Source organism: Ruegeria sp. HKCCD9138 (assembly GCF_057220975.1).
Genome location: NZ_JBWVAZ010000004.1, coordinates 60,322 through 80,141, shown reverse-complemented (window position 1 = coordinate 80,141; position 19,820 = coordinate 60,322). Strand labels below are relative to the sequence as shown.

Sequence of the window (19,820 nt, the reverse complement as noted above, 5' to 3'; positions counted from 1 at the left end):
TATAGCCGGAACAGATCACTCGTCTTCCAGTCGAACCAGAGCCGCGCCAGCCTCAACCTGCGCGCCGGCCTCGGCAAGCACTTCAGCGACCACCCCATCGCGGGCGGCAAGCAGGGAATGCTCCATCTTCATCGCCTCCAGAATGGCCAGCCGATCACCTTCCTGCACTGCCTGCCCAGCCAAGGCGAAGACGGCCTTGACCAGACCGGGCATGGGGGCTTCGATCACATTGGTATCACCAGCTGCACTGGCGTCTCTGTCGAGCGGGTCAATGACTTCGAACGACAATCCATAGGCTTCGAAAACGGTGATTTCGGCGCCACTTATCGAAACCTGCGGCATGGGTTGTCCGGCAATCGTCCAGCGCGCGTTTTGGCGCTCGGCAAGCACCATTTCGGTACCGATTTGCCAGATTTGACGGTTGGGTCCGTCGACCTGAACGTCAAGATCGATGATATCGACGTCCCTTTTCAACTGAACGGCGCGATGCAAAGGGGCCCATAAGGAAAACCCTGTCTCTTCATTGCATTCCACAAGCCCCAAAGCCGTCATCGCCGCGGCCACACAGGCCGTCAATGACTGCAAAGGTTCTTCAACCAGCCCATCCAGATCCCTTCCGATCAGCCCGGTATCCACATCGCCCGCTGCGAATCCCGCGTGTCGCGTAAGCGCGCCGAGGAACGCCAGGTTTGTGACGGTTCCCGCAACTTCAGTCTGCCGCAATACACGGTTCAGTTTTTCCAGCGCAACAGCGCGCGTCGGTCCGTATACGATGACCTTGGCGATCATCGGATCGTACCAAGGGCTGATCGTGTCCCCGGCGCGAACACCGCTTTCAGCGCGACAACCTTGCGGAAACCGCAGGTGAGTCAGCGTACCAGTCGCAGGCAAGAACCCTTTGGGCACGTCTTCGGCATAGAGCCGGGCTTCGAAGGCGTGACCTTGGATTGAGAGGTCGTCCTGTTGTTTTGGCAGGCTTTCCCCGGACGCTACGCGCAACTGCCATTCGACCAGATCAACGCCGGTGATCGCCTCGGTCACGGGGTGCTCTACTTGCAAACGCGTGTTCATTTCCATGAACCAGAACCGGTCAGGCCGCAGCCCGTCCGAGGCATCGACGATGAATTCAACCGTGCCGGCACCCTTGTAGCCAATGGCCTCGGCGGCACGTACACCGGCTTGCCCCATCGCTTCACGCATCTCGGGCGTCATACCTGGTGCCGGGGCTTCTTCGATTACTTTCTGATGCCGACGCTGCAACGAACAGTCGCGTTCGAACAGATGCACCGCATGGGTGCCGTCGCCAAAGACCTGCACTTCGATATGTCGGGGTTTAGCGACGAACTTCTCAACCAACACGGCGTCGTTGCCAAAGGCTGTCCGCGCCTCGCCGCGGGCGCTGTCCAATGCTGCTGTGAAGTCTTCCGGTCGTTCAACCAGCCGCATGCCCTTGCCGCCGCCGCCTGCGACCGCTTTGATCAGAACAGGGTACCCGATTGCATCCGCCGCACCCGACAGATGCTCGGGGTCCTGATTGTCGCCATGGTATCCGGGCACAACGGGCACGCCCGCCTGTTCCATCAGAACTTTGGCGGCGTCTTTTAGGCCCATCTTGCGGATCGCTTCTGCTGAAGGGCCGATGAAGGTCAGACCGGCGGCCTCAACCGCATCCACGAAATCCGGATTCTCGGACAGAAAGCCATAGCCGGGATGGATCGCCTGCGCGCCGGTGAGGAGCGCGGCTTCGATAATCACGTCGCCCTTCAGATAACTTTCCGCAGGGGCCGCACCGCCGATGTGCACCGCTTCATCGGCCATTTGAACATGTTTGGCCGTTGCATCCGCGCCCGAGTAAACGGCCACGCAGGAGACGCCCATTGACTGAGCGGTTTCCATAACCCGACAGGCGATCTCACCACGGTTGGCAATCAGGATTTTATTGAACATTGGCGGTCACCCTTCCCTTGCCAAATCTTCAACTACGCAGAAACGCTCGCACACAAGCTCCATTTCTGGATCAAACCCGCCATTTCGCTCGAAATAGCGACGGTGTCCTTCACGCCAGCCTTGCAATGTTTGGTTTTCGCCTTCGGCCAACGCAAAATCTTCGGTAACGTCACAAAACTGGCGGATCGTGATTTCGGTCGTTTCGATAACAAGCGCCGGGTTGTCGTCCCAATCCAGCGCAATGTCACGACGGCCCGGCTCCGGCATTTCCGCGCTACCTTCGGGATAGTCCCTGAGCGCACCGCAGGTTGCCGTTTTGGCACCAGAACGCACCAGCGCCAACAACTCGTCACACAAAACCCGACTGTCACCAAACTTGAACGTTTGCGCGTTGGGATAACGGGCCTTCACCCTTTCCAACATTTTGCTCATCTCACATCCTGAACACGCCGAAACGTGTCTCCTCGATCGGGGCGTTCAACGCCGCGCTTAGCGACAGGGCCAGTACGTCGCGGCTTTTGCGCGGGTCGATGATGCCGTCGTCCCAAAGGCGGGCGGATGCATAGAGGGGGTGCGACTGTTCCTCGAACATCTCCAGCGTCGGGCGTTTGAACTCAGCTTCTTCCTCGACGGACCAAGTGCCGCCCTGCCGCTCGATGCCATCGCGTTTGACGGTGGCCAAAACGCCGGCGGCCTGCTCACCGCCCATCACTGAGATGCGCGAGTTTGGCCAGGTCCACAGGAAACGCGGCTGATAGGCCCGTCCCGCCATGCCATAGTTCCCGGCACCGAAGGACCCGCCGACCAGCATCGTGATTTTGGGCACCGAGGTCGTTGCGACCGCCGTCACCATTTTGGCCCCGTGCCGCGCGATGCCCTCGTTTTCGTATTTGCGGCCAACCATAAAGCCGGTGATGTTCTGAAGGAACACCAGCGGCGTTTTGCGCTGCGAACACAGCTCGACAAAATGCGCGCCCTTCTGCGCGGCTTCGGAAAACAGCACGCCATTGTTGGCGATAATCCCCACCGGACAACCTTTGACATGGGCAAACCCGGTCACCAGAGTTTCACCAAAGCGCGGCTTGAATTCATCAAAGCGTGAGCCATCGACAAGCCGTGCGATGACCTCGCGAATGTCATAAGGCGTGCGCAAATCGGCCGGGACGACGCCCAGAATTTCCTCGGGGTCATAAGCGGGATCTTCGGGCGTTTCGAACTGAAGCGCGGGCTTCAGCGCAGCGCCGCCCAGCGAGCCAACCGCACGACGGGCCAATGCCAGCGCGTGGGCGTCATCCTCGGCCAGATAATCCGCCACACCGGACAGGCGGGTATGGACGTCGCCGCCGCCCAGATCCTCGGCGCTGACGACTTCACCGGTCGCGGCCTTGACCAAAGGTGGACCGGCCAGAAAAATCGTGCCCTGTTCCCTGACGATGATCGTCACATCCGACATCGCAGGAACATAGGCCCCTCCAGCCGTGCACGACCCCATCACCACAGCGATCTGAGGGATACCCTTCGCGCTCATCCGCGCCTGATTGTAGAATATGCGGCCAAAGTGATCGCGGTCGGGAAAGACCTCATCCTGATTGGGCAGGTTCGCGCCGCCGCTGTCAACCAGATAGATGCAGGGCAGATGATTTTCCTCGGCAATCTCCTGTGCGCGCAGGTGTTTCTTGACGGTCATGGGATAATACGTGCCGCCCTTCACGGTGGCATCGTTGCACAGCACCATGACTTCGCGCCCCTGTACGCGGCCAATGCCCGCGATCACCCCGGCACAAGGCGCGGCATCGCCATACATCCCATGAGCCGCTGTCGCCCCGATTTCGAGGAACGGAGATCCCGGATCCAGCAGGTTCGCCACCCGCCGACGAGGCAGCATCTTGCCCCGTGATTCATGCCGCGCGCGGGATTTTTCGCCCCCGCCCATGCGGGCCGCTTCGGCAGCGGCAGAGATTTGCGCCAGCGCATCGAGATGAGCCGTGCGGTTTGCCTTGAAGCCCTCTGAGGCGGGCATGGCTTTGGATGTGAGTTTCATTTTACTCTCCCAGCGCTATTCTTAGCTGCGAAAAATCGTGTTGGCCCTGTTTGGTAATTCGCCAGGCATCGAATCTTGGGTTTGGGAATTCCTCGTTTCTGACTCTGGACCGCCCATTCATCCAAATACTTCGATGCCCCGCCTTCTTGCCTGAAGATGTAGTCACGCAATTCTCTATGAAGTCGGTCGATGTCATGAGCCACGTTTCATCGAGGCGTTCAGAATAGAACAGAAAGTAGTATCCTTGGCGCTCAACCGGATGCGACTGCCCCACACCAAAAAGTGCGGAGGATCCAAATTTCACTTGTTTTGACCGCGCTTTGATTTGCAAGTCGAGTTTTTGCCCTTCCTTGCCTCTGATGATCGCGTCAATCCCATCGTCATCCACAAGCGGGACGAAAACGTCGAAACCATCCTTTAGCAACAGGCCGATTACCCAGTACTCAATTCGCTTTCCAAATGACGCGGAGTTTCGAAAACTCATGACGGTCTCTCCTCTGCCGCCCGCGCCTTCAATTCCTTGCGGATCACCTTCCCCGTAACCGTCATCGGCAGTTCCTCCAGAAACGCCACCTCGCGCGGATAGGAATACTGCGCCAGGCGGTCCTTGACCCAATCCTGCAACTCCTGACCAGAAGCCTGCGCTCCCGGCTTCAGAACCACGTAAGCCTTGACGATCTCGGTCCGCAGCGGGTCAGGCTTGCCAACCACGCCCACCGTCGCCACCGCCGGGTGGGTCAGCAGGCAATCCTCGATCTCTGCCGGGCCAATGCGATAACCGGCCGAGGTGATCACGTCATCATCACGACCCACAAACCGCAGATAGTCCCCCTCCCATACGCCTCGGTCCCCGGTGATCAGCCAGTCACCGCGAAATTTCCCGGCTGTCGCCTCGGGCCGGTTCCAGTATTCCAGCAACATCGAAGCCGAGCCGCGCCGGATGGCCACATCGCCCTCGTCTGTCGTTGGCGCGCCGTCTTCATCGATCACAGCAACCTCGTGGCCCGGAACGGGTTTGCCGATACAGCCGGGGCGCACCGGAAAATCCTCGGTACAGGATGAGACGACCATATTGCATTCGGTCTGGCCGTAGAATTCGTTGATGGTCAGGCCAAACGCCTGCCGTCCCCAGGCCAGCATCTCGGCCCCAAGCGGCTCACCACCCGATGCGACCGAGCGCAACCCCGGTATCGTCTGATCCGCCGCCTTGAGCATGCGCAGCGCTGTCGGAGGAAAAAAAACGTTGCGCACCCCGCCGCGTCGGATCACGTCGGCACAGGTATCGGGCGAAAACTTCTCGAGCCGGGCGGCGACGACCGGAATGCCCAGCGCCAGCCCGGGCATCAGCACGTCGAACAGCCCGCCGATCCAGGCCCAGTCCGCCGGCGTCCAAAGGCAATCGCCCTCACGTAGGTGATTGTGGCTGATGGACACGCCCGGCAAGTGACCGGTCAGAACCCGGTGCCCGTGCAGCGCCCCCTTGGGGCTGCCCGTTGTGCCCGAGGTGTAGATCAGCACGGCCGGATCCTCTGGCCCTGTATCGGCGTATGGGATTGTGTCTGTGGCCTCTGCGATTTGATCAACCAACAGAGGGTCCGCCAGATCGCCCAGCAAAGCAGCGCCCTCGCCATCCGTCAAAACAATTTGCGCACCGGAATCCCCAACACGCGAGGCCAGGGCGTCGTGCTTGAACAACTTGAATAACGGGACCGAGATTGCCCCGATCTTCCAGATCGCCAAATGGGCCGCGGCACACCACGGCGACTGGCTGAGCAACACACCCACGCGATCGCCGCGCCGCGCCCTTGCCAAAAGCGCCCGCGCGATTCCGTCAGTCATCCGGCCCAACTGACCATAAGTGATACGCCGGTTTTCCTCCGACGTGAGGTCGATCAGAGCCACTTGTTCGGCAGGTTGGTTCAGGCACTGGCGCGCCATGTTCAGCTGTACCGGCACATCCCAGCCACCCGTGCCGAGCAAACCGGGTATGCGTTCAGTGCGCATCATGCCCCCAACCCCTTGTTTTTAAGCCAATTTGAACAGGATTGGGTGGCTCGGATTTCAACGTTTTTTGATGCAGATCAGAGTTGGCTGGAGCGATGACGGTCAAAAGGTCCATATCAACAGAAGCAAAGGCATGAATATGACCAAAAAACTCGCCGCTTTGACACTTTCCACCGCTCTTGTCGCAGTCGCCGCGCCGGCGCTGGCCCAGTCGCAGGGTGACTGGACGCTCGGCATCGGTGTCGGTTACCTGGACCCGAAATCCGACAACGGCACTTTGGCAGGCGCCAACGCGACCATCGACTCGGACACCCGGCCGATCTTCACCGCCGAGTATTTCATCCGCGACAACCTGGGGATCGAGCTGCTGGCCGCGACCCCTTTCAAGCATGACATCACACTTGGTGGCAGCATCGACGCGGGCAGTGTCAAGCATTTGCCGCCGACCTTGTCGCTGAACTATCACTTCCCGACCAACAGTGCGTGGAAACCCTATGTCGGCGCCGGCCTGAACTACACGATCTTCTTTGACGAACAGTCCCCTCTGGGCGATCTGAAGGTTGATGATTCCTTTGGCGTCTCGCTGCAAGCCGGTCTGGACTATATGGTCACCGAAAAAGGTGCCGTGCGTCTGAACGTGCGCTGGTTCGACATCGACTCGGATGTCACGCTGAACGGCGCAAACATCGGCAAGGCCGAGATCGATCCGTGGCTGGTCGGCGTATCCTACGTTCATCGCTTCTGATCCCTTGATCGAAACGCCTCGCAGCACCATCGTCTGCGGGGCGTTCTTTTCTCAGCGCATTTCGTTCATCATTTCCCGACCGATCAGCATCCGGCGGATCTCGCTGGTGCCTGCACCTATTTCCATGAGCTTGGCATCCCGGAAGATACGGCTGACCGGCGCGTCGGACAGGAAACCTGCTCCGCCCAGCGCCTGAACGGCCTGATGAGCCTGAACCATCGCCTGCTCGGACGCATAAAGACAGCACGCCGCTGCGTCCTGACGGGTGACATCCCCCCGATCACAGGCCTTGGCGACCTCGTAGACATAAGCCCGCGCCGAGTTCATCGCCGTGTACATGTCCGCGATCTTGCCCTGCATCAGCTGAAAGCTTCCGATAGGTTTGCCGAACTGTTTGCGCTCGGCCAGATATGGCATCACCTCATCCAGACAGGCTGCCATGATCCCGGTGCCGATCCCCGCCAGCACGACGCGCTCATAGTCCAGACCCGACATCAGAACGGCAACGCCCTTGCCTTCTTCGCCCAGCACGTTTTCGAACGGGACTTCGACGTCTTCAAATATCAGTTCGGCCGTGTTGGAACCGCGCATCCCCAACTTGTCGAAATGGGGTGAAGTCGAGAAGCCCTTCATCTCTTTCTCGATCAGGAAGGCGGTGATCCCTTTCGAGCCAGCATCTGGGTCGGTCTTGGCATAAACCACCAGCGTATCCGCATCCGGCCCATTGGTGATCCAATACTTGTTGCCGTTCAGCCTGTAGTGGTCGTTGCGCTTTTCAGCGCGCAGCTTCATCGACACGACATCAGAACCGGCCGATGGTTCCGACATGGCCAACGCTCCCACATGCTCACCCGAGATCAGGCGCGGCAGGTATTTCTGCTTTTGCTCGTCACTCCCGTTCAACTTGATCTGGTTCACGCAGAGATTCGAATGCGCCCCGTAAGACAATGAAACCGAGGCCGAAGCCCGCGCCACCTCTTCCACGGCGACCGTATGTGCCAGATAGGACATACCTGCGCCGCCGAACTTTTCCGGCACGGTGATGCCCAAAAGGCCGAGGTCGCCCATTTCCTTCCACAACTCGTTGGGAAAAGCGTTCGAAGAGTCGATTTCGGCCGCCATCGGCTTGACCCGTTCCTGCGCCCAGCGATGAACCATCTCGCGCAGGGCGTTCACGTCCTCACCCAGATCAAATTGCATCGTCGCCATGAACATTTGCGCTCTCCCTCGCACTTTAATGAACAAGTGTTCAATAACTGAATAGCAGCGAATCCTCAAACGGTCAATCTTTGTGGAGGACGGGGCAAATACAAAAAAATACCGCTCCTCCCGGAACGGTATTTCAGACAATAGAGCGTGCGCCGCAGGCGCACTCCGCTGGATTATGATTGGTAGACGGTGCCCACTTCCGCACGAATGATGCGCGCGATCACCTGACAGTCTTCCAGCGAAAACGTCAGCGGCACCCGCATATCCATGATCCCTGCCAGCACCCGGTCGCTCGATGGCATCCGCTCGCTGTCTGCATACCGCCAGCTGTCATAGCGTGAGGTGAACCCGGTCGGCTCGGCCCCGCCGAACCATTTCAGTTCAACCCCGCGGGCCGCGCAGCGGCGGATCACGTCTGCGATACGTTCCGGGGGCCAGTCCAGCAGCAAAAACTGGATGGACGAGCCGACGTAGGTTTCGGTCTCGGGGCGCTCGACTATCGTCAGACCCGGCGTGCCGCGCAAGCCTTTTTCGATTTCGACATAGCGTTCGTTCCAGCGGCGAACCTGCCGGTCGAGATCTCGAAGTTGCGGGCGCAGGATGGCTGCGCGCAGATTGTCCATGCGACCTGAAACGTTGGGAGTGGTATATTTGATCCGCTCGAAAACCTCGGGTCCAGGCGCCGCAAGGTGACGCTCATACAGCATGTAGGACCCCGACAGCATGGTTGCTTTCGCGGCCAGTTCCTCGTCGTCGGTGACCAGAAGCCCCCCCTCGCCCGAGTTGACATGTTTGTAGGTCTGGCAGGAATAGCACCCGATCGCCCCCTGCCGACCCGACAATTGCCCGCGCCACGCAGCCCCCATCGTGTGCGCACAATCCTCGATCACGACGACGCCCGCCGCATTGCAGATCTGCATCAGCCGATCCATATCGCACAAATGCCCGCGCATGTGGCTGAGCATCAGGACCCGCGCCGAATGCAGTTTAGCCGCAAGATCGTCCAGATCGATGGTCAGGTCCTCGGCGACCCCAACGAATATTGGCTTGGCCCCGATCGAGGCGATCGCCCCCGGAACAGGTGCAAGCGTAAACGCGTTGGTCAGAACCGGATCGCCGGGTTGCACCCCAACCGCCCGCAAAGCTGTCGCCAATGCATAGCCCCCGGAAGCAACTGCCAGACAGTATTTCGCGCCCATCTGCGCGGCAAATTCCTGTTCCAGCAATGCCGTTTCGCCCAATTCGCCCGGCGCCACATTGTAGCGATGCAACCGTCCATGGCGCATTACGGCCAGAGCGGCTTCGATTGCCTCGTCGGGGATGGGTTCCTGCTGGGTAAAGCTACCCGTGAATGTCTCGGTCATGGCGTAGTTTTGGAGCCGCGTCGAAGCAGGGTCAAGGGATCATGCGGCGGCACCGATAAGACCGGGCACCAATTCTGCGAGATCGTCGAAATGATGCAGCAACGCCTCGGGTTCCAACGCGGCCATATCCTCGCCTGACGGGCCAAATGTGACCAACACCGATGGCACGCCGGCCGCGCGCGCCGTGTTTCGGTCGGTGTCGGAATCGCCGATCAATACGCAATGCTCAGGGTGCCCTCCGGCACGCCGTGCGGCTTCACGCAGGGGCTCGGGGTCGGGTTTGCGGACAGGCAATGTGTCCGCCCCCACCAGCGAGGAGAACTGGTCACGCACGCCCATGCGGGTCAGCAGCAGATCGGCAAGGGCTTCGGGCTTGTTCGTGCAGATGCCAACACCGTACCCAGCGGCTTTCAGGGCCTCAACCGCCTCAAGTGCGCCGGGATAGAATTGCGTGTGCGTATCGATGGCCTGCGCGTAGGCATCCAGTAATACCGGATAGTAGTCGGCGACGGTGTCCTCGGCAAAGGCCCCTACCCTTTCCAGCCCGTGCGCCAGCATCATGCGCCCACCGCGCAAAGCGACCGCCGCGTCCTGTGGACGGTTCAGAACATCACCATGACCCATGTGCCGGAAACAATGATTGGCAGCGGCCAATAAATCGCCCGAAGTGTCCGCCAAAGTTCCGTCAAGATCAAAGATCACCGTGCGCATTCTGCCTCCGTTCCGGCGAGTTTCCGCCAAGTACTGTTGCAAACGGCAATCTTCTTTGATGGCTGAACCGCTTGCGCCTTTGCCCCCAGCGGATAAAACGGTCCGCATCAAAACAAAAGAGAAAACGAGTTCATGAGTATTGCCCTTGTCATCCTTGCAGCCGGAAAAGGCACCAGGATGAATTCGGAAATTCCAAAGGTCCTGCACCCGATAGCCCAGGCACCGATGCTGATCCATGCCATGCGCGCCGGTGCCGTTCTGTCGCCCGAGCGCACGGTGATTGTCACGGGCCACGGGGCCGAAATGGTGGCCAAAGCCGTTCGGGACGAGGATGAAACTGCACAGATTGTCGTGCAAGAGGAGCAACTGGGCACCGCACATGCCGTTGCACAAACACGCGCCGCTCTGGAGGGGTTCAGCGGCGACGTGATCGTTCTTTTCGGTGACACGCCATTCATCGATCCCGAAACCTTGCAGCGCATGGTCGAAGCCCGAAAGTCATTCGATCTGGTCATGCTGGGGTTTGACATCGCCGAGGTCCAACCTCGCTATGGCCGTTTGATCATGGATGGCGACCGTCTGGTCGAGATTGTGGAATACAAGGACGCCACCGAGGAACAGCGCGCCATTCGGTTTACCAACAGTGGGCTCTTGGCCTGTGACGCGACTCTGCTGTTCGATCTGATTGATCAGGTCAGCAATGAAAACGCGTCGGGCGAGTATTATCTGACCGCACTACCCGCTTTGGCCAATGCCCGCGGGCTTTCCGCCACAGCCATCAAGTGCGACGAGGCAGAGACCTTGGGCGTTGACTCACGCGCTGATCTTGCCGCTGCCGACGCTGTTTTCCAGAACCGTGCGCGCGCTGAGCTGCTTGATCTGGGCGTAACCCTGATGGCCCCTGAAACGGTTTACCTGGCGGCAGATACAGTGATTGGCCGCGACACCGTGATCGAACCCAACGTTGTATTCGGTCCCGGAGTCACCGTCGAAAGTGGCGCCACGATCCGGGCATTTTCCCATCTCGAAGGGTGCCATGTCAGCCGCGGTGCCATCGTCGGCCCCTATGCGCGGCTGCGCCCCGGCACCGAGCTGGCCGAAAACGCGCGCATTGGTAACTTTGTCGAAATCAAAAACGCCGAGATCGCCGAAGGCGCCAAGGTCAATCATCTGAGCTATATCGGGGACGCCACCGTTGGCGCAGCGACAAATATCGGCGCCGGTACTATCACCTGCAATTACGATGGGGTGATGAAACACAAAACGACCATCGGCGAAGGTGTCTTTGTAGGATCCAACACGATGCTGGTTGCCCCTGTTACGCTGGGTAATGGCGCAATGACTGCAACCGGAACGGTTGTCACACGGGATGTCGAACCCGATGCCCTTGCCGTGGCCCGCGCCCGGCAGGACAACAAACCCGGTTATGCCCGGAAATTGTTTGAAGTGTTAAAGGCGAAAAAGGCTCGCCGCGACAAAGGAGCCTGATTTATGTGTGGAATTGTAGGCGTATTGGGACAGCACGAAGCAGCCCCGATTTTGGTCGAGTCACTGAAACGGCTGGAATACCGTGGATACGACAGCGCAGGCATCGCGACAGTTAACAAAGGTCAGCTTGGACGACGGCGCGCGGTTGGCAAACTGGTCAACCTAAGCGATTTGCTGGTGCATGAACCCTTGCCCGGCAAATCCGGCATCGGCCACACCCGCTGGGCGACGCACGGCGCGCCCTCGGTCAATAACGCCCATCCTCACAAGGCCGGACCGGTCGCTGTCGTGCATAACGGTATTGTCGAGAATTACCGCGAACTGCGCGACGAACTGGCCGGGCATGGAATCGGGTTCGAGACCGAGACAGATACCGAAACCGTTGCTCTGTTGACCGAGCATTACATGGGCGCCGGCCTGTCCCCTGTCGATGCAGCATTCAAGACGATCGACCGCCTGGAGGGCGCCTTCGCGCTGGCCTTTCTGTTCGATGGTGAGGATGACCTGATCGTTGCGGCGCGAAAGGGCTCCCCTCTGGCAGTCGGTCACGGCGACGGCGAAATGTTCGTGGGGTCGGACGCTATTGCACTGGCTCCGCTTACCGACCGCATCACCTATCTGGAAGAAGGCGACCGGGCAGTTCTGACGCGCACCTCGCTGGAAATTCGCAACGAATCCGGCGAAATCGCCAATCGTGAAATCCGCCGGATCAAACTGGATCAGACGCGCACCGACAAGGGCGGCCACAAACACTTCATGGCCAAGGAAATCGCCGAGCAGCCCGTTGTGGTGGCCGAGGCGGTCCGCTCCTACCTGCCGACAGGCGGCAACAAGGTTGTACTGCCGGACACCGATCTTGATTTCGCCAAACTGGATCGCCTGACCATGGTGGCGTGTGGCACCGCGTTCTATGCCTGCCTGACCGCCAAATACTGGTTCGAACAGCTCGCGCAAATGCCGGTCGAAGTCGATATCGCCAGCGAGTTCCGTTACCGCGAACCGCCGATCCCCAGCCGCACGCTGGCCCTGTTCGTCAGCCAGTCCGGCGAAACGGCGGACACATTGGCAGCCCTTCGGTATTGCGAAGGCAAAGCGGACAAGATCGTCTCGGTCGTGAATGTACCTGAAAGCTCGATTGCACGGGAAAGCGATATTGCCCTGCCTATTCATGCGGGCGTAGAAATCGGCGTGGCGTCGACCAAGGCGTTCACCTGCCAGCTGAGCGTCTTGCTGATGCTGGCGCTCAAGGCCGCCTGTGACCGGGGTACTCTGACCGAAGAGGAACTGGCTGATCACGCGGCTGCCCTGCGCGGACTGCCTTCGGTTCTGAACACCGCGCTGGACCAGAACCGTGCCATAAAGAAATCGGCCCAGCGCCTGTCCGAGGCACGCGACGTCCTGTTCCTCGGGCGTGGCCTGATGTATCCGCTGGCGATGGAAGGCGCACTGAAATTGAAAGAAATCAGCTATATACACGCCGAAGGCTATGCTTCGGGCGAGCTGAAGCACGGTCCCATCGCCCTGATAGACAAGCATATGCCGGTTGTCGTCATGGCGCCGCGCGACGCGGTCTTCGACAAAACGGTGTCGAACATGCAAGAAGTAATGGCGCGCAAGGGCAAAGTGATCCTGGTTTCGGATGATGACGGTATCTCGCAAGCTGAAGACGGCGTCTGGAGCACGATCCGGATGCCGCATATCCACCACAACCTGACCCCGATCCTGTATTCGGTGCCGGCTCAGTTGCTGGCCTACCACACGGCCGTCGCTAAAGGCACGGACGTGGATCAGCCCCGCAACCTTGCAAAATCCGTGACGGTGGAGTGAGAAATGGCCAAGCAATTCCCGGAACTGGATGATGCCCATCGCAAGTTCATCCAAGAACAGCACATGTTCTTTGTTGGAACCGCGGGATCCGACGGGCGGGTCAATATTTCCCCTAAGGGCATGGATTCATTGCGCGTTCTGGGACCGAACAGAATTGCATGGATGAACCTGACGGGCAGCGGCAATGAAACTGCGGGGCATCTGCTTGAAGTCAACCGTATGACGTTGATGTGGTGCTCGTTCACAACCCGACCGCTGATCCTGCGCACCTATGGGTCCGCTCGGACGATCCACGCCACCGATGATGTTTGGGCGGAGCTCGCCGGGCATTTCCCCGGCCACCGCAGCGCGCGACAAATCTACGATATGTCCATAGACCTAGTGCAGACTTCGTGCGGCTATGCGGTGCCGTTCATGGAGTACAGGGCAGACCGGGACACAATGCAGAAATGGGTCGACGGCAAGTCGGACGACGATATTCGTGCCTATTGGGTTGAGAAGAACCAATACACCATCGATGGCAAACCCACCGGGGTTTCCGTCTGATGACACCGGACACTTACCTGGATCAGATCAAGGCACATGCCGACCCGGAACGGGCGGTGCAGATGGCCGCGTATCACAAAGCCGAGCGTCCATTTTTGGGTGTCTCGAATCCCATTTTGAACGATCTGACAAAGGCATGGCGCCGGGAACTGTCCGTGCCCGACCGGGTGACATTGGCCGGGGCTCTGTGGCAAACGGACATCCACGAAGGCCGGCTGGCCGCAGCCAAACTGCTGACACAGGCGCGCATCAGGCCCGACGACGCAGTCTGGGATCTGCTTCAAAGCTGGCTACCTGATTTCGACGCTTGGGCGGTGGCCGATCACGCCTGCATGGCCATGCAGAAACGACTGACTGCGGACCCGACCCGTTTGGATCAGGTTGAAACCTGGACAACCTCCGATCGCATGTGGACCCGGCGCGCTGCTTTGGTGGCCACCCTGCCGTGGACCAAGCAAAACCATCCCAAGCCCGACGACCTGCTGCGTCGCGACCGCATATTGGGTTGGGCAGCAGGTTATGTCCCCGACCGGGACTGGTTCATTCAAAAGGCGGTTGCCTGGTGGTTGCGCGAGCTTTCAAAACACGACCCCGCGCGCGTGATTTCTTTTCTGAACCAGCACGGCGGCGACATGAAACCCTTTGCCCGGAAAGAAGCCGGCAAATACCTGCGCGATCAGTTGGAATAGACCTCAAGCTCAACCAGCTCGTCAAATGGCAGCAACAAGGCGCGCATCGCCTCCAGCGACAAGCGACTACCGCCCCCGGCCGGTCCGGCTGCGGGCACCAGTGTCACATAAGCCTGTGCGCCGGTTTTCGGCACGACCACGCGACCGTTGATTTCACTTTCAACCAACGGCGTCTGCAACCACCGGCCCGGCGTTGTCGGATCCCCCAGCCCGGCAATTGTGGTTCTTGGCCCGGCCCATCCTGCCTCAGAAACGGCCGCTGGCTGCGCCTCGGGCTCGGCCTCAGCAGAAATGGGTGCAGGTTCAGGCTGCGGATCGGCTCCTCCGAACCATCGATCCGAGGTTGAGCGGACCGCATCGCATCCCGATACAAGTAAGATCAGGGGTATCAGCGCATATCTCATGCGTGATACGTAGCGCCCTGCGCCCATCTGTACCAGCCCAAAGCACAGTTCGCCCTTGCCGCTGCGGGGTTGCCGATTTACCTATGAGCCATGACAGCACCGCTTATCGACCCGTTTGCCCGCGCCATCACCTATCTACGCGTCTCCGTCACGGACCGCTGCGACTTCCGCTGTGTCTATTGCATGTCGGAAAACATGACCTTTCTGCCCAAGAAAGACCTGCTGACGCTGGAAGAACTGGATCGCATGTGCTCCACCTTCATTCGCCTCGGTGTCGAGAAGCTGCGCATCACCGGCGGAGAGCCCTTGGTGCGTCGCAATATCATGACCTTTTTCAACAGCATGACGCGGCACCTCGAAACCGGCGCGCTCAAAGAACTGACGCTCACGACCAACGGCTCGCAGTTGCATCGCTTCTCAGATGATCTGTATGCCGCCGGTGTACGAAGGGTGAATGTTTCGCTTGATACATTGGATGAAGACAAGTTCGCCAATATTACCCGCTGGGGCCGCCTCCAGCAGGTGTTGAACGGTATCGATGCCGCCCAACAAGCCGGCCTTCGGGTCAAGATCAACACGGTCGCGCTGAAAGGTTTCAACGAAGTGGAACTGCCGCGCATTACCGAATGGTGTGCCGAGCGAGACATGGATCTGACATGGATCGAGGTCATGCCGATGGGCGATATCGGCAACGAAGACCGTCTGGATCAATACTGGTCGCTCAAGGATGTGCGCAAGGAATACGAAAACCACTACAGCGTGACTGATCTGGCCGAACGTACAGGCGGGCCGGCGCGCTATGTCCGGCTTGGCGAAACGGGCCAGAAGATCGGCTTCATCACACCGCTCAGCCATAATTTCTGCGAAAGCTGCAACCGGGTGCGCCTGACCTGCACGGGTGAGCTGTATATGTGCCTGGGGCAAGAGGACATGGCCGACCTGCGCGGCGCGTTGCGCGATCACCCGGACACGGAAGAACCACTGGAAGACGCGATCCGCGCAGCCATCAGCCTCAAGCCCAAAGGACATGATTTCGACTATTCCCGCCAAGCTGTCGATGGTCAGATGACACGCCACATGAGCCACACGGGCGGCTGACATGCCCGCAAGGGACACGCGTCCGACGCTGATCTACAAAACCTACTGCGCAGCGACCTCTCTGTTGTCACCGCTGGCTTGGCGAACGGTGCGCAACAAGCTTGAGGCGGCAGAGGTTCCCCCGCAGCGACAACGCGAACGGCTGGGCCATGCCAGTGCGCCCCGCCCGAACGGCCGCCTGATCTGGTTTCACGCCGCCAGTGTTGGTGAAAGCCTCTCGGTCCTCAGCCTGATCAAGCGACTGGCAAAAAGGCTACCGGATGCCGAGTTCCTCATCACCTCAGGCACACCCACGTCAGCCGCGCTGATCGAAAAGCGCCTGCCGCCGCGTACACGGCACCAGTACCCGCCATTGGACACCGCAGGCCCGGTGCGCCGCTTCCTGGATCACTGGAAACCGAATGCTGGTGTTTTTGTCGAAAGCGAAATCTGGCCTCGGCTGATCGTGGAAAGCGCAAAGCGGGGTATTCCCCTGGCATTGCTGAATGCGCGCCTGTCCGAGAAATCCGTCACCGGGTGGAAAAAACGGCCCAAAACCGCACGCTTCATTCTGAACCAGTTTCGGGTATTCCTGACCCAAAACAAGCAAACGGCGGCCAATCTTCTGTCCATGGGTGCTCCGACCGATCGCGTGCGGCCCGGAACCAACCTCAAGTCCATGTCCGACCCGCTGCCGGTCGATGAAAAGACACTGACCGATATCGGCACCCAGATTGCAAACCGTCCGGTCTGGATCGCGAGCTCGACGCACGCAGGCGAAGAAGAAACCGTTCTGGCCGCCCACGCCGAATTGCTTTGCCGCTGGCCGGAGCTGCTGCTGTTCCTGATCCCGCGCCACCCCGAGCGCCGCAGCGACGTTACAAACCTTATCGCAACGGCAGGATTGACCAGCGCACTGCGAAGCGATGGCCAGCCCATCACAACACAAACACAGGTCTATGTCGCGGATACGCTGGGGGAACTGGGCACCTGGTATGCCCTTTGCCCGATTGTTTTTCTGGGCGGCTCCCTAAGGGACATTGGCGGCCATAACCCTTTTGAACCAGCTCAGGCAGGCGCCGCTGTCATTACCGGACCCGGCTATTTCAACTTCGCCGAAACCTTCGCACCGCTGATTGAAACCGGCGGAGCCGTCGAAGCCCGCTCCGCCGCCGAGCTGACCGAAGCCGTGGCCCTTTGGCTATCAAATGAAAACGCGCTCACTGCGGCGCGCGAAGCTGCCAAATCTTGCGTCAACACCCAGAAATCGGCGCTGGACGACGTAATCGACACGCTTTGTCAGTCGCTGGACCTGACCACGCAATCGGATCCTGCTTCATCTGGCTAAAAATATCCCGGGGGAGTCGCGCCGCAAGGCGCGGCGGGGGCAGAGCCCCCTACCTGCACAAGTTTCAAGCCGCTGGCATCCGCTGTTCAACGATCTCAGCCCACCAACTACAGCCGGCAGGGATCGCCTCGTCGTTGAAGTTATACTCCGGGTGATGGACCATCGCAGTGTCACCATTGCCCACCAGGATATAGGCGCCCGGGCGCTCTTCCAGCATGAAGGCGAAATCCTCGCCCCCCATCACCAGGGGTGCCACTTCGCAATCACCAGAGACCGACCGCGCGACCTTGGCCGCGAATTCGGTCTGCTCTTCACTGTTCACCATGACCGGGTAGCCGCGGATATACGTCACATCCGCCGCACCTCCGAAAGTCGCGGCAATGCCGTTGCAAATCTCGTTGATCCGCTTCTCGGCCAGATCACGCATCTCTTTGCTCATGGTGCGGACGGTGCCCTTGATCTGAACTGTCTGCGGTATGACGTTGAACGCCTTTGAAGAGGTCTCGAAGGACGTCACCGAAACCACAACCTGATCGATCGGATCTGCGTTTCGCGACGCGATGGTCTGCAATGCCAGCACGGCTTTGGCCGCGATGATCGTGGTATCCACCGTTTCATGAGGTTTCGCGGCATGACCACCTCGTCCTTCGAAGGTGATATCGAACTGATCGGTTGCCGCAAAGAACGAACCGGGCCGGATCGAGAAACTGCCGACCGGCTTGCCGGGCCAGTTGTGCATCCCATAGACCTCCTGGATGTTCCAGCGTTCCATCATCCCGTCTTCACACATCTCGCGCCCCCCACCGCCGCCTTCTTCAGCGGGCTGGAAGATGACCACAACAGTGCCGTCGAAATTGCGTGTTTCGGACAGATACTTGGCCGCGCCCAGCAACATCGCCGTATGCCCATCATGACCGCAGGCGTGCATTGCCCCATCGGTTTTCGAGGCATAGTCCAGCCCGGTCGCCTCATGAATCGGCAGCGCATCCATATCGGCGCGCAAACCGATGACCTTGCCCTTGGTGTCGGTCTTGCCTTTGATGACGCCCACGACACCGGTGCGGCCAATGCCAGTTACAACCTCGTCGCAACAGAATTCTTTTAGTTTGTCGGCGACCAGCGCACTGGTGCGATGGGTTTCAAACAGAATTTCTGGGTTTTCGTGAATATCCTGCCGCCACGCAGTGATTTCGTCCTGCAACTCGGCAAAGCGGTTCTTGACTGGCATCTCTTCTCTCTCCTCACTCAAGCAGCCGGCATCCGGCGCTCGACCATTTCAGCAAACCAGGAACATCCCATCGGGATGATTTCGTCATTGAAATTGTATTCTGGGTGGTGCAGCCCGGCACTGTCTCCATTGCCGAGCACAATGAAGGCGCCGGGGCGTTCTTCCAACATGAACGAGAAATCCTCGCCCCCCATAACCATCGGAGCCTGATCGCAACTGCCACCGACGGAGATTGCAGCCTCGGCTGCGTAACCTGTTTGTTTTTCGGCATTGATCGTCACTGGTACACCACGGGTATAGCCAACTTTGGCAGTTCCGCCGAAGGTTTCTGCAATACCAGGCACAACCTCTTTCAGCCGCATTTCGATCAAATCGCGCATTTCATTGGAATGCGTGCGCACGGTACCGCGTATCTGCGCAGATTGCGGGATCACGTTGAATGCCTTGGACGAAGTCTCCACTGACGTTACGGACAGAACGGCCTGCAATGTCGGGTCGGTATTGCGCGACACGATTGTCTGCAACGCAACGATCAGCTGAGACAGCATTACAGTGGTATCGACAGTATCGTGCGGTTTCGCCGCGTGCCCGCCGTGTCCTTCCAGATGAATGTCAAATTCATCCGCTGCCGCCAGCAAAGGCCCGGACCGAATGGCAAACTGGCCGGTGGGCACACCCGGTACGTTGTGCATGGCATAGACTTCCTGAATGCCGAAACGATCCATCAAACCGTCCTTGCACATCGCTTCAGCGCCGTTTCCACCTTCTTCGGCGGGCTGGAAGATCACCACGGCTGTGCCATCAAAGTTCCGAGTTTCGGCCAGGTATTTTGCAGCGCCAAGAACCATGGCGGTATGCCCGTCGTGCCCGCAGGCGTGCATCGCACCGTCGGTTTTGGATGCATATTCCAGGCCAGTCTGTTCCTGCATTGGCAGCGCATCCATATCCGCGCGCAACCCGATCACGCGGCCCTGTGTATCGGTCTTGCCTTTGATGACGCCCACGACACCGGTGCGCCCGATCCCGGTCACAACTTCATCGCAGCCGAACTCTTTCAGCTTTTCCGCTACCAGCGCACTCGTGCGGTGGGTGTCATACAGGATCTCGGGGTGTTGATGAATGTCACGCCGCCAACCGGTGATTTCTTCGTGCATCTCTGCAAGGCGGTTCTTGATCGGCATGTCATTCTCCC

18 protein-coding genes are annotated in these 19,820 nt (G+C 59.4%); 7 read left to right on the top strand and 11 right to left on the bottom strand.

Annotation, left to right across the window (positions count from 1 at the left end; all coding sequences use genetic code 11):
• Nucleotides 1-15 precede the first annotated feature (15 nt).
• Genes AC2TEL_RS08375 through AC2TEL_RS08355 form a run of 5 tightly spaced genes read right to left on the bottom strand, consistent with a single transcriptional unit; the run spans nucleotide 16 to nucleotide 5,995 of the window.
• Nucleotides 16-1,947, bottom strand: a complete 1,932-nt coding sequence (locus tag AC2TEL_RS08375; RefSeq protein WP_480843506.1) for an acetyl/propionyl/methylcrotonyl-CoA carboxylase subunit alpha — start codon at nucleotides 1,945-1,947, stop codon at nucleotides 16-18.
• A 6-nt stretch (nucleotides 1,948-1,953) separates the two neighbouring features.
• Nucleotides 1,954-2,379, bottom strand: coding sequence for an ASCH domain-containing protein (locus tag AC2TEL_RS08370; RefSeq protein WP_480843507.1), 426 nt, complete (start codon nucleotides 2,377-2,379; stop codon nucleotides 1,954-1,956).
• Nucleotide 2,380: 1 nt separating this feature from the next.
• Complete coding sequence (locus tag AC2TEL_RS08365; RefSeq protein WP_480843509.1) at nucleotides 2,381-3,988, bottom strand: carboxyl transferase domain-containing protein; 1,608 nt, start codon at nucleotides 3,986-3,988, stop codon at nucleotides 2,381-2,383.
• 1 nt (nucleotide 3,989) lies between these two features.
• Nucleotides 3,990-4,472, bottom strand: coding sequence for a DUF4365 domain-containing protein (locus AC2TEL_RS08360; RefSeq protein ID WP_480903169.1), 483 nt, complete (start codon nucleotides 4,470-4,472; stop codon nucleotides 3,990-3,992).
• Nucleotides 4,469-5,995: an AMP-binding protein gene (locus tag AC2TEL_RS08355; protein ID WP_480843512.1), complete on the bottom strand. Its 1,527-nt coding sequence runs from the start codon at nucleotides 5,993-5,995 to the stop codon at nucleotides 4,469-4,471. Before AC2TEL_RS08355 ends, AC2TEL_RS08360 begins: the two co-directional genes overlap by 4 nt.
• A 136-nt stretch (nucleotides 5,996-6,131) precedes the next feature.
• Here AC2TEL_RS08355 and AC2TEL_RS08350 point away from each other — a divergent pair, with 136 nt between their 5' ends.
• A complete protein-coding gene (locus tag AC2TEL_RS08350; protein ID WP_480843672.1) occupies nucleotides 6,132-6,737 on the top strand; it encodes an OmpW/AlkL family protein in 606 nt (201 codons plus the stop codon).
• Nucleotides 6,738-6,788: 51 nt separating this feature from the next.
• On the opposite strand, the gene AC2TEL_RS08345 is transcribed toward AC2TEL_RS08350, so the two are convergent.
• From AC2TEL_RS08345 to AC2TEL_RS08335, 3 genes are all read right to left on the bottom strand, one after another.
• Entirely contained in the window at nucleotides 6,789-7,952 is a 1,164-nt protein-coding gene (locus tag AC2TEL_RS08345; RefSeq protein ID WP_480903167.1) for an isovaleryl-CoA dehydrogenase, read from the bottom strand.
• Between the two features lie 167 nt (nucleotides 7,953-8,119).
• Nucleotides 8,120-9,310, bottom strand: coding sequence for a DegT/DnrJ/EryC1/StrS family aminotransferase (locus tag AC2TEL_RS08340; protein ID WP_480843516.1), 1,191 nt, complete (start codon nucleotides 9,308-9,310; stop codon nucleotides 8,120-8,122).
• Between the two features lie 39 nt (nucleotides 9,311-9,349).
• Nucleotides 9,350-10,021, bottom strand: a complete 672-nt coding sequence (locus tag AC2TEL_RS08335; protein WP_480843517.1) for an HAD-IA family hydrolase — start codon at nucleotides 10,019-10,021, stop codon at nucleotides 9,350-9,352.
• A 132-nt stretch (nucleotides 10,022-10,153) separates the two neighbouring features.
• Here AC2TEL_RS08335 and glmU point away from each other — a divergent pair, with 132 nt between their 5' ends.
• The 4 genes from glmU to AC2TEL_RS08315 are packed head-to-tail and all read left to right on the top strand — an operon-like array spanning nucleotide 10,154 to nucleotide 14,571.
• Nucleotides 10,154-11,509: a bifunctional UDP-N-acetylglucosamine diphosphorylase/glucosamine-1-phosphate N-acetyltransferase GlmU gene (gene glmU / locus AC2TEL_RS08330; protein WP_480843519.1), complete on the top strand. Its 1,356-nt coding sequence runs from the start codon at nucleotides 10,154-10,156 to the stop codon at nucleotides 11,507-11,509.
• Nucleotides 11,510-11,512: 3 nt separating this feature from the next.
• The gene (gene glmS / locus AC2TEL_RS08325; RefSeq protein ID WP_480903166.1) at nucleotides 11,513-13,336 is read left to right on the top strand and encodes a glutamine--fructose-6-phosphate transaminase (isomerizing); all 1,824 of its coding nucleotides are present in this window, start codon (nucleotides 11,513-11,515) and stop codon (nucleotides 13,334-13,336) included.
• A gap of 3 nt (nucleotides 13,337-13,339) precedes the next feature.
• Nucleotides 13,340-13,882 (top strand): pyridoxamine 5'-phosphate oxidase family protein, encoded by a 543-nt coding sequence (locus AC2TEL_RS08320; RefSeq protein WP_480843522.1) that lies wholly within the window; start codon nucleotides 13,340-13,342, stop codon nucleotides 13,880-13,882.
• Nucleotides 13,882-14,571 (top strand): DNA alkylation repair protein, encoded by a 690-nt coding sequence (locus AC2TEL_RS08315; protein ID WP_480903164.1) that lies wholly within the window; start codon nucleotides 13,882-13,884, stop codon nucleotides 14,569-14,571. The genes AC2TEL_RS08320 and AC2TEL_RS08315 overlap by 1 nt, the downstream gene beginning before the upstream one ends.
• Here the strand turns inward: AC2TEL_RS08315 and AC2TEL_RS08310 are convergent.
• Nucleotides 14,559-14,975 (bottom strand): hypothetical protein, encoded by a 417-nt coding sequence (locus tag AC2TEL_RS08310; protein WP_480903162.1) that lies wholly within the window; start codon nucleotides 14,973-14,975, stop codon nucleotides 14,559-14,561. The two genes, AC2TEL_RS08315 and AC2TEL_RS08310, sit on opposite strands and share 13 nt — an antisense overlap.
• A gap of 90 nt (nucleotides 14,976-15,065) precedes the next feature.
• On the opposite strand from AC2TEL_RS08310, the gene moaA reads away from it, so the two are divergent.
• Nucleotides 15,066-16,073, top strand: a complete 1,008-nt coding sequence (moaA, locus tag AC2TEL_RS08305; RefSeq protein WP_480903160.1) for a GTP 3',8-cyclase MoaA — start codon at nucleotides 15,066-15,068, stop codon at nucleotides 16,071-16,073.
• 1 nt (nucleotide 16,074) lies between these two features.
• Nucleotides 16,075-17,400, top strand: coding sequence for a 3-deoxy-D-manno-octulosonic acid transferase (locus AC2TEL_RS08300; RefSeq protein ID WP_480903159.1), 1,326 nt, complete (start codon nucleotides 16,075-16,077; stop codon nucleotides 17,398-17,400).
• Between the two features lie 64 nt (nucleotides 17,401-17,464).
• Here the strand turns inward: AC2TEL_RS08300 and AC2TEL_RS08295 are convergent, their stop codons facing one another.
• The gene (locus AC2TEL_RS08295; RefSeq protein ID WP_480903157.1) at nucleotides 17,465-18,628 is read right to left on the bottom strand and encodes a M20 aminoacylase family protein; all 1,164 of its coding nucleotides are present in this window, start codon (nucleotides 18,626-18,628) and stop codon (nucleotides 17,465-17,467) included.
• Between the two features lie 17 nt (nucleotides 18,629-18,645).
• Nucleotides 18,646-19,809, bottom strand: a complete 1,164-nt coding sequence (locus AC2TEL_RS08290; protein ID WP_480903155.1) for a M20 aminoacylase family protein — start codon at nucleotides 19,807-19,809, stop codon at nucleotides 18,646-18,648.
• Between the last annotated feature and the right edge of the window lie 11 nt (nucleotides 19,810-19,820).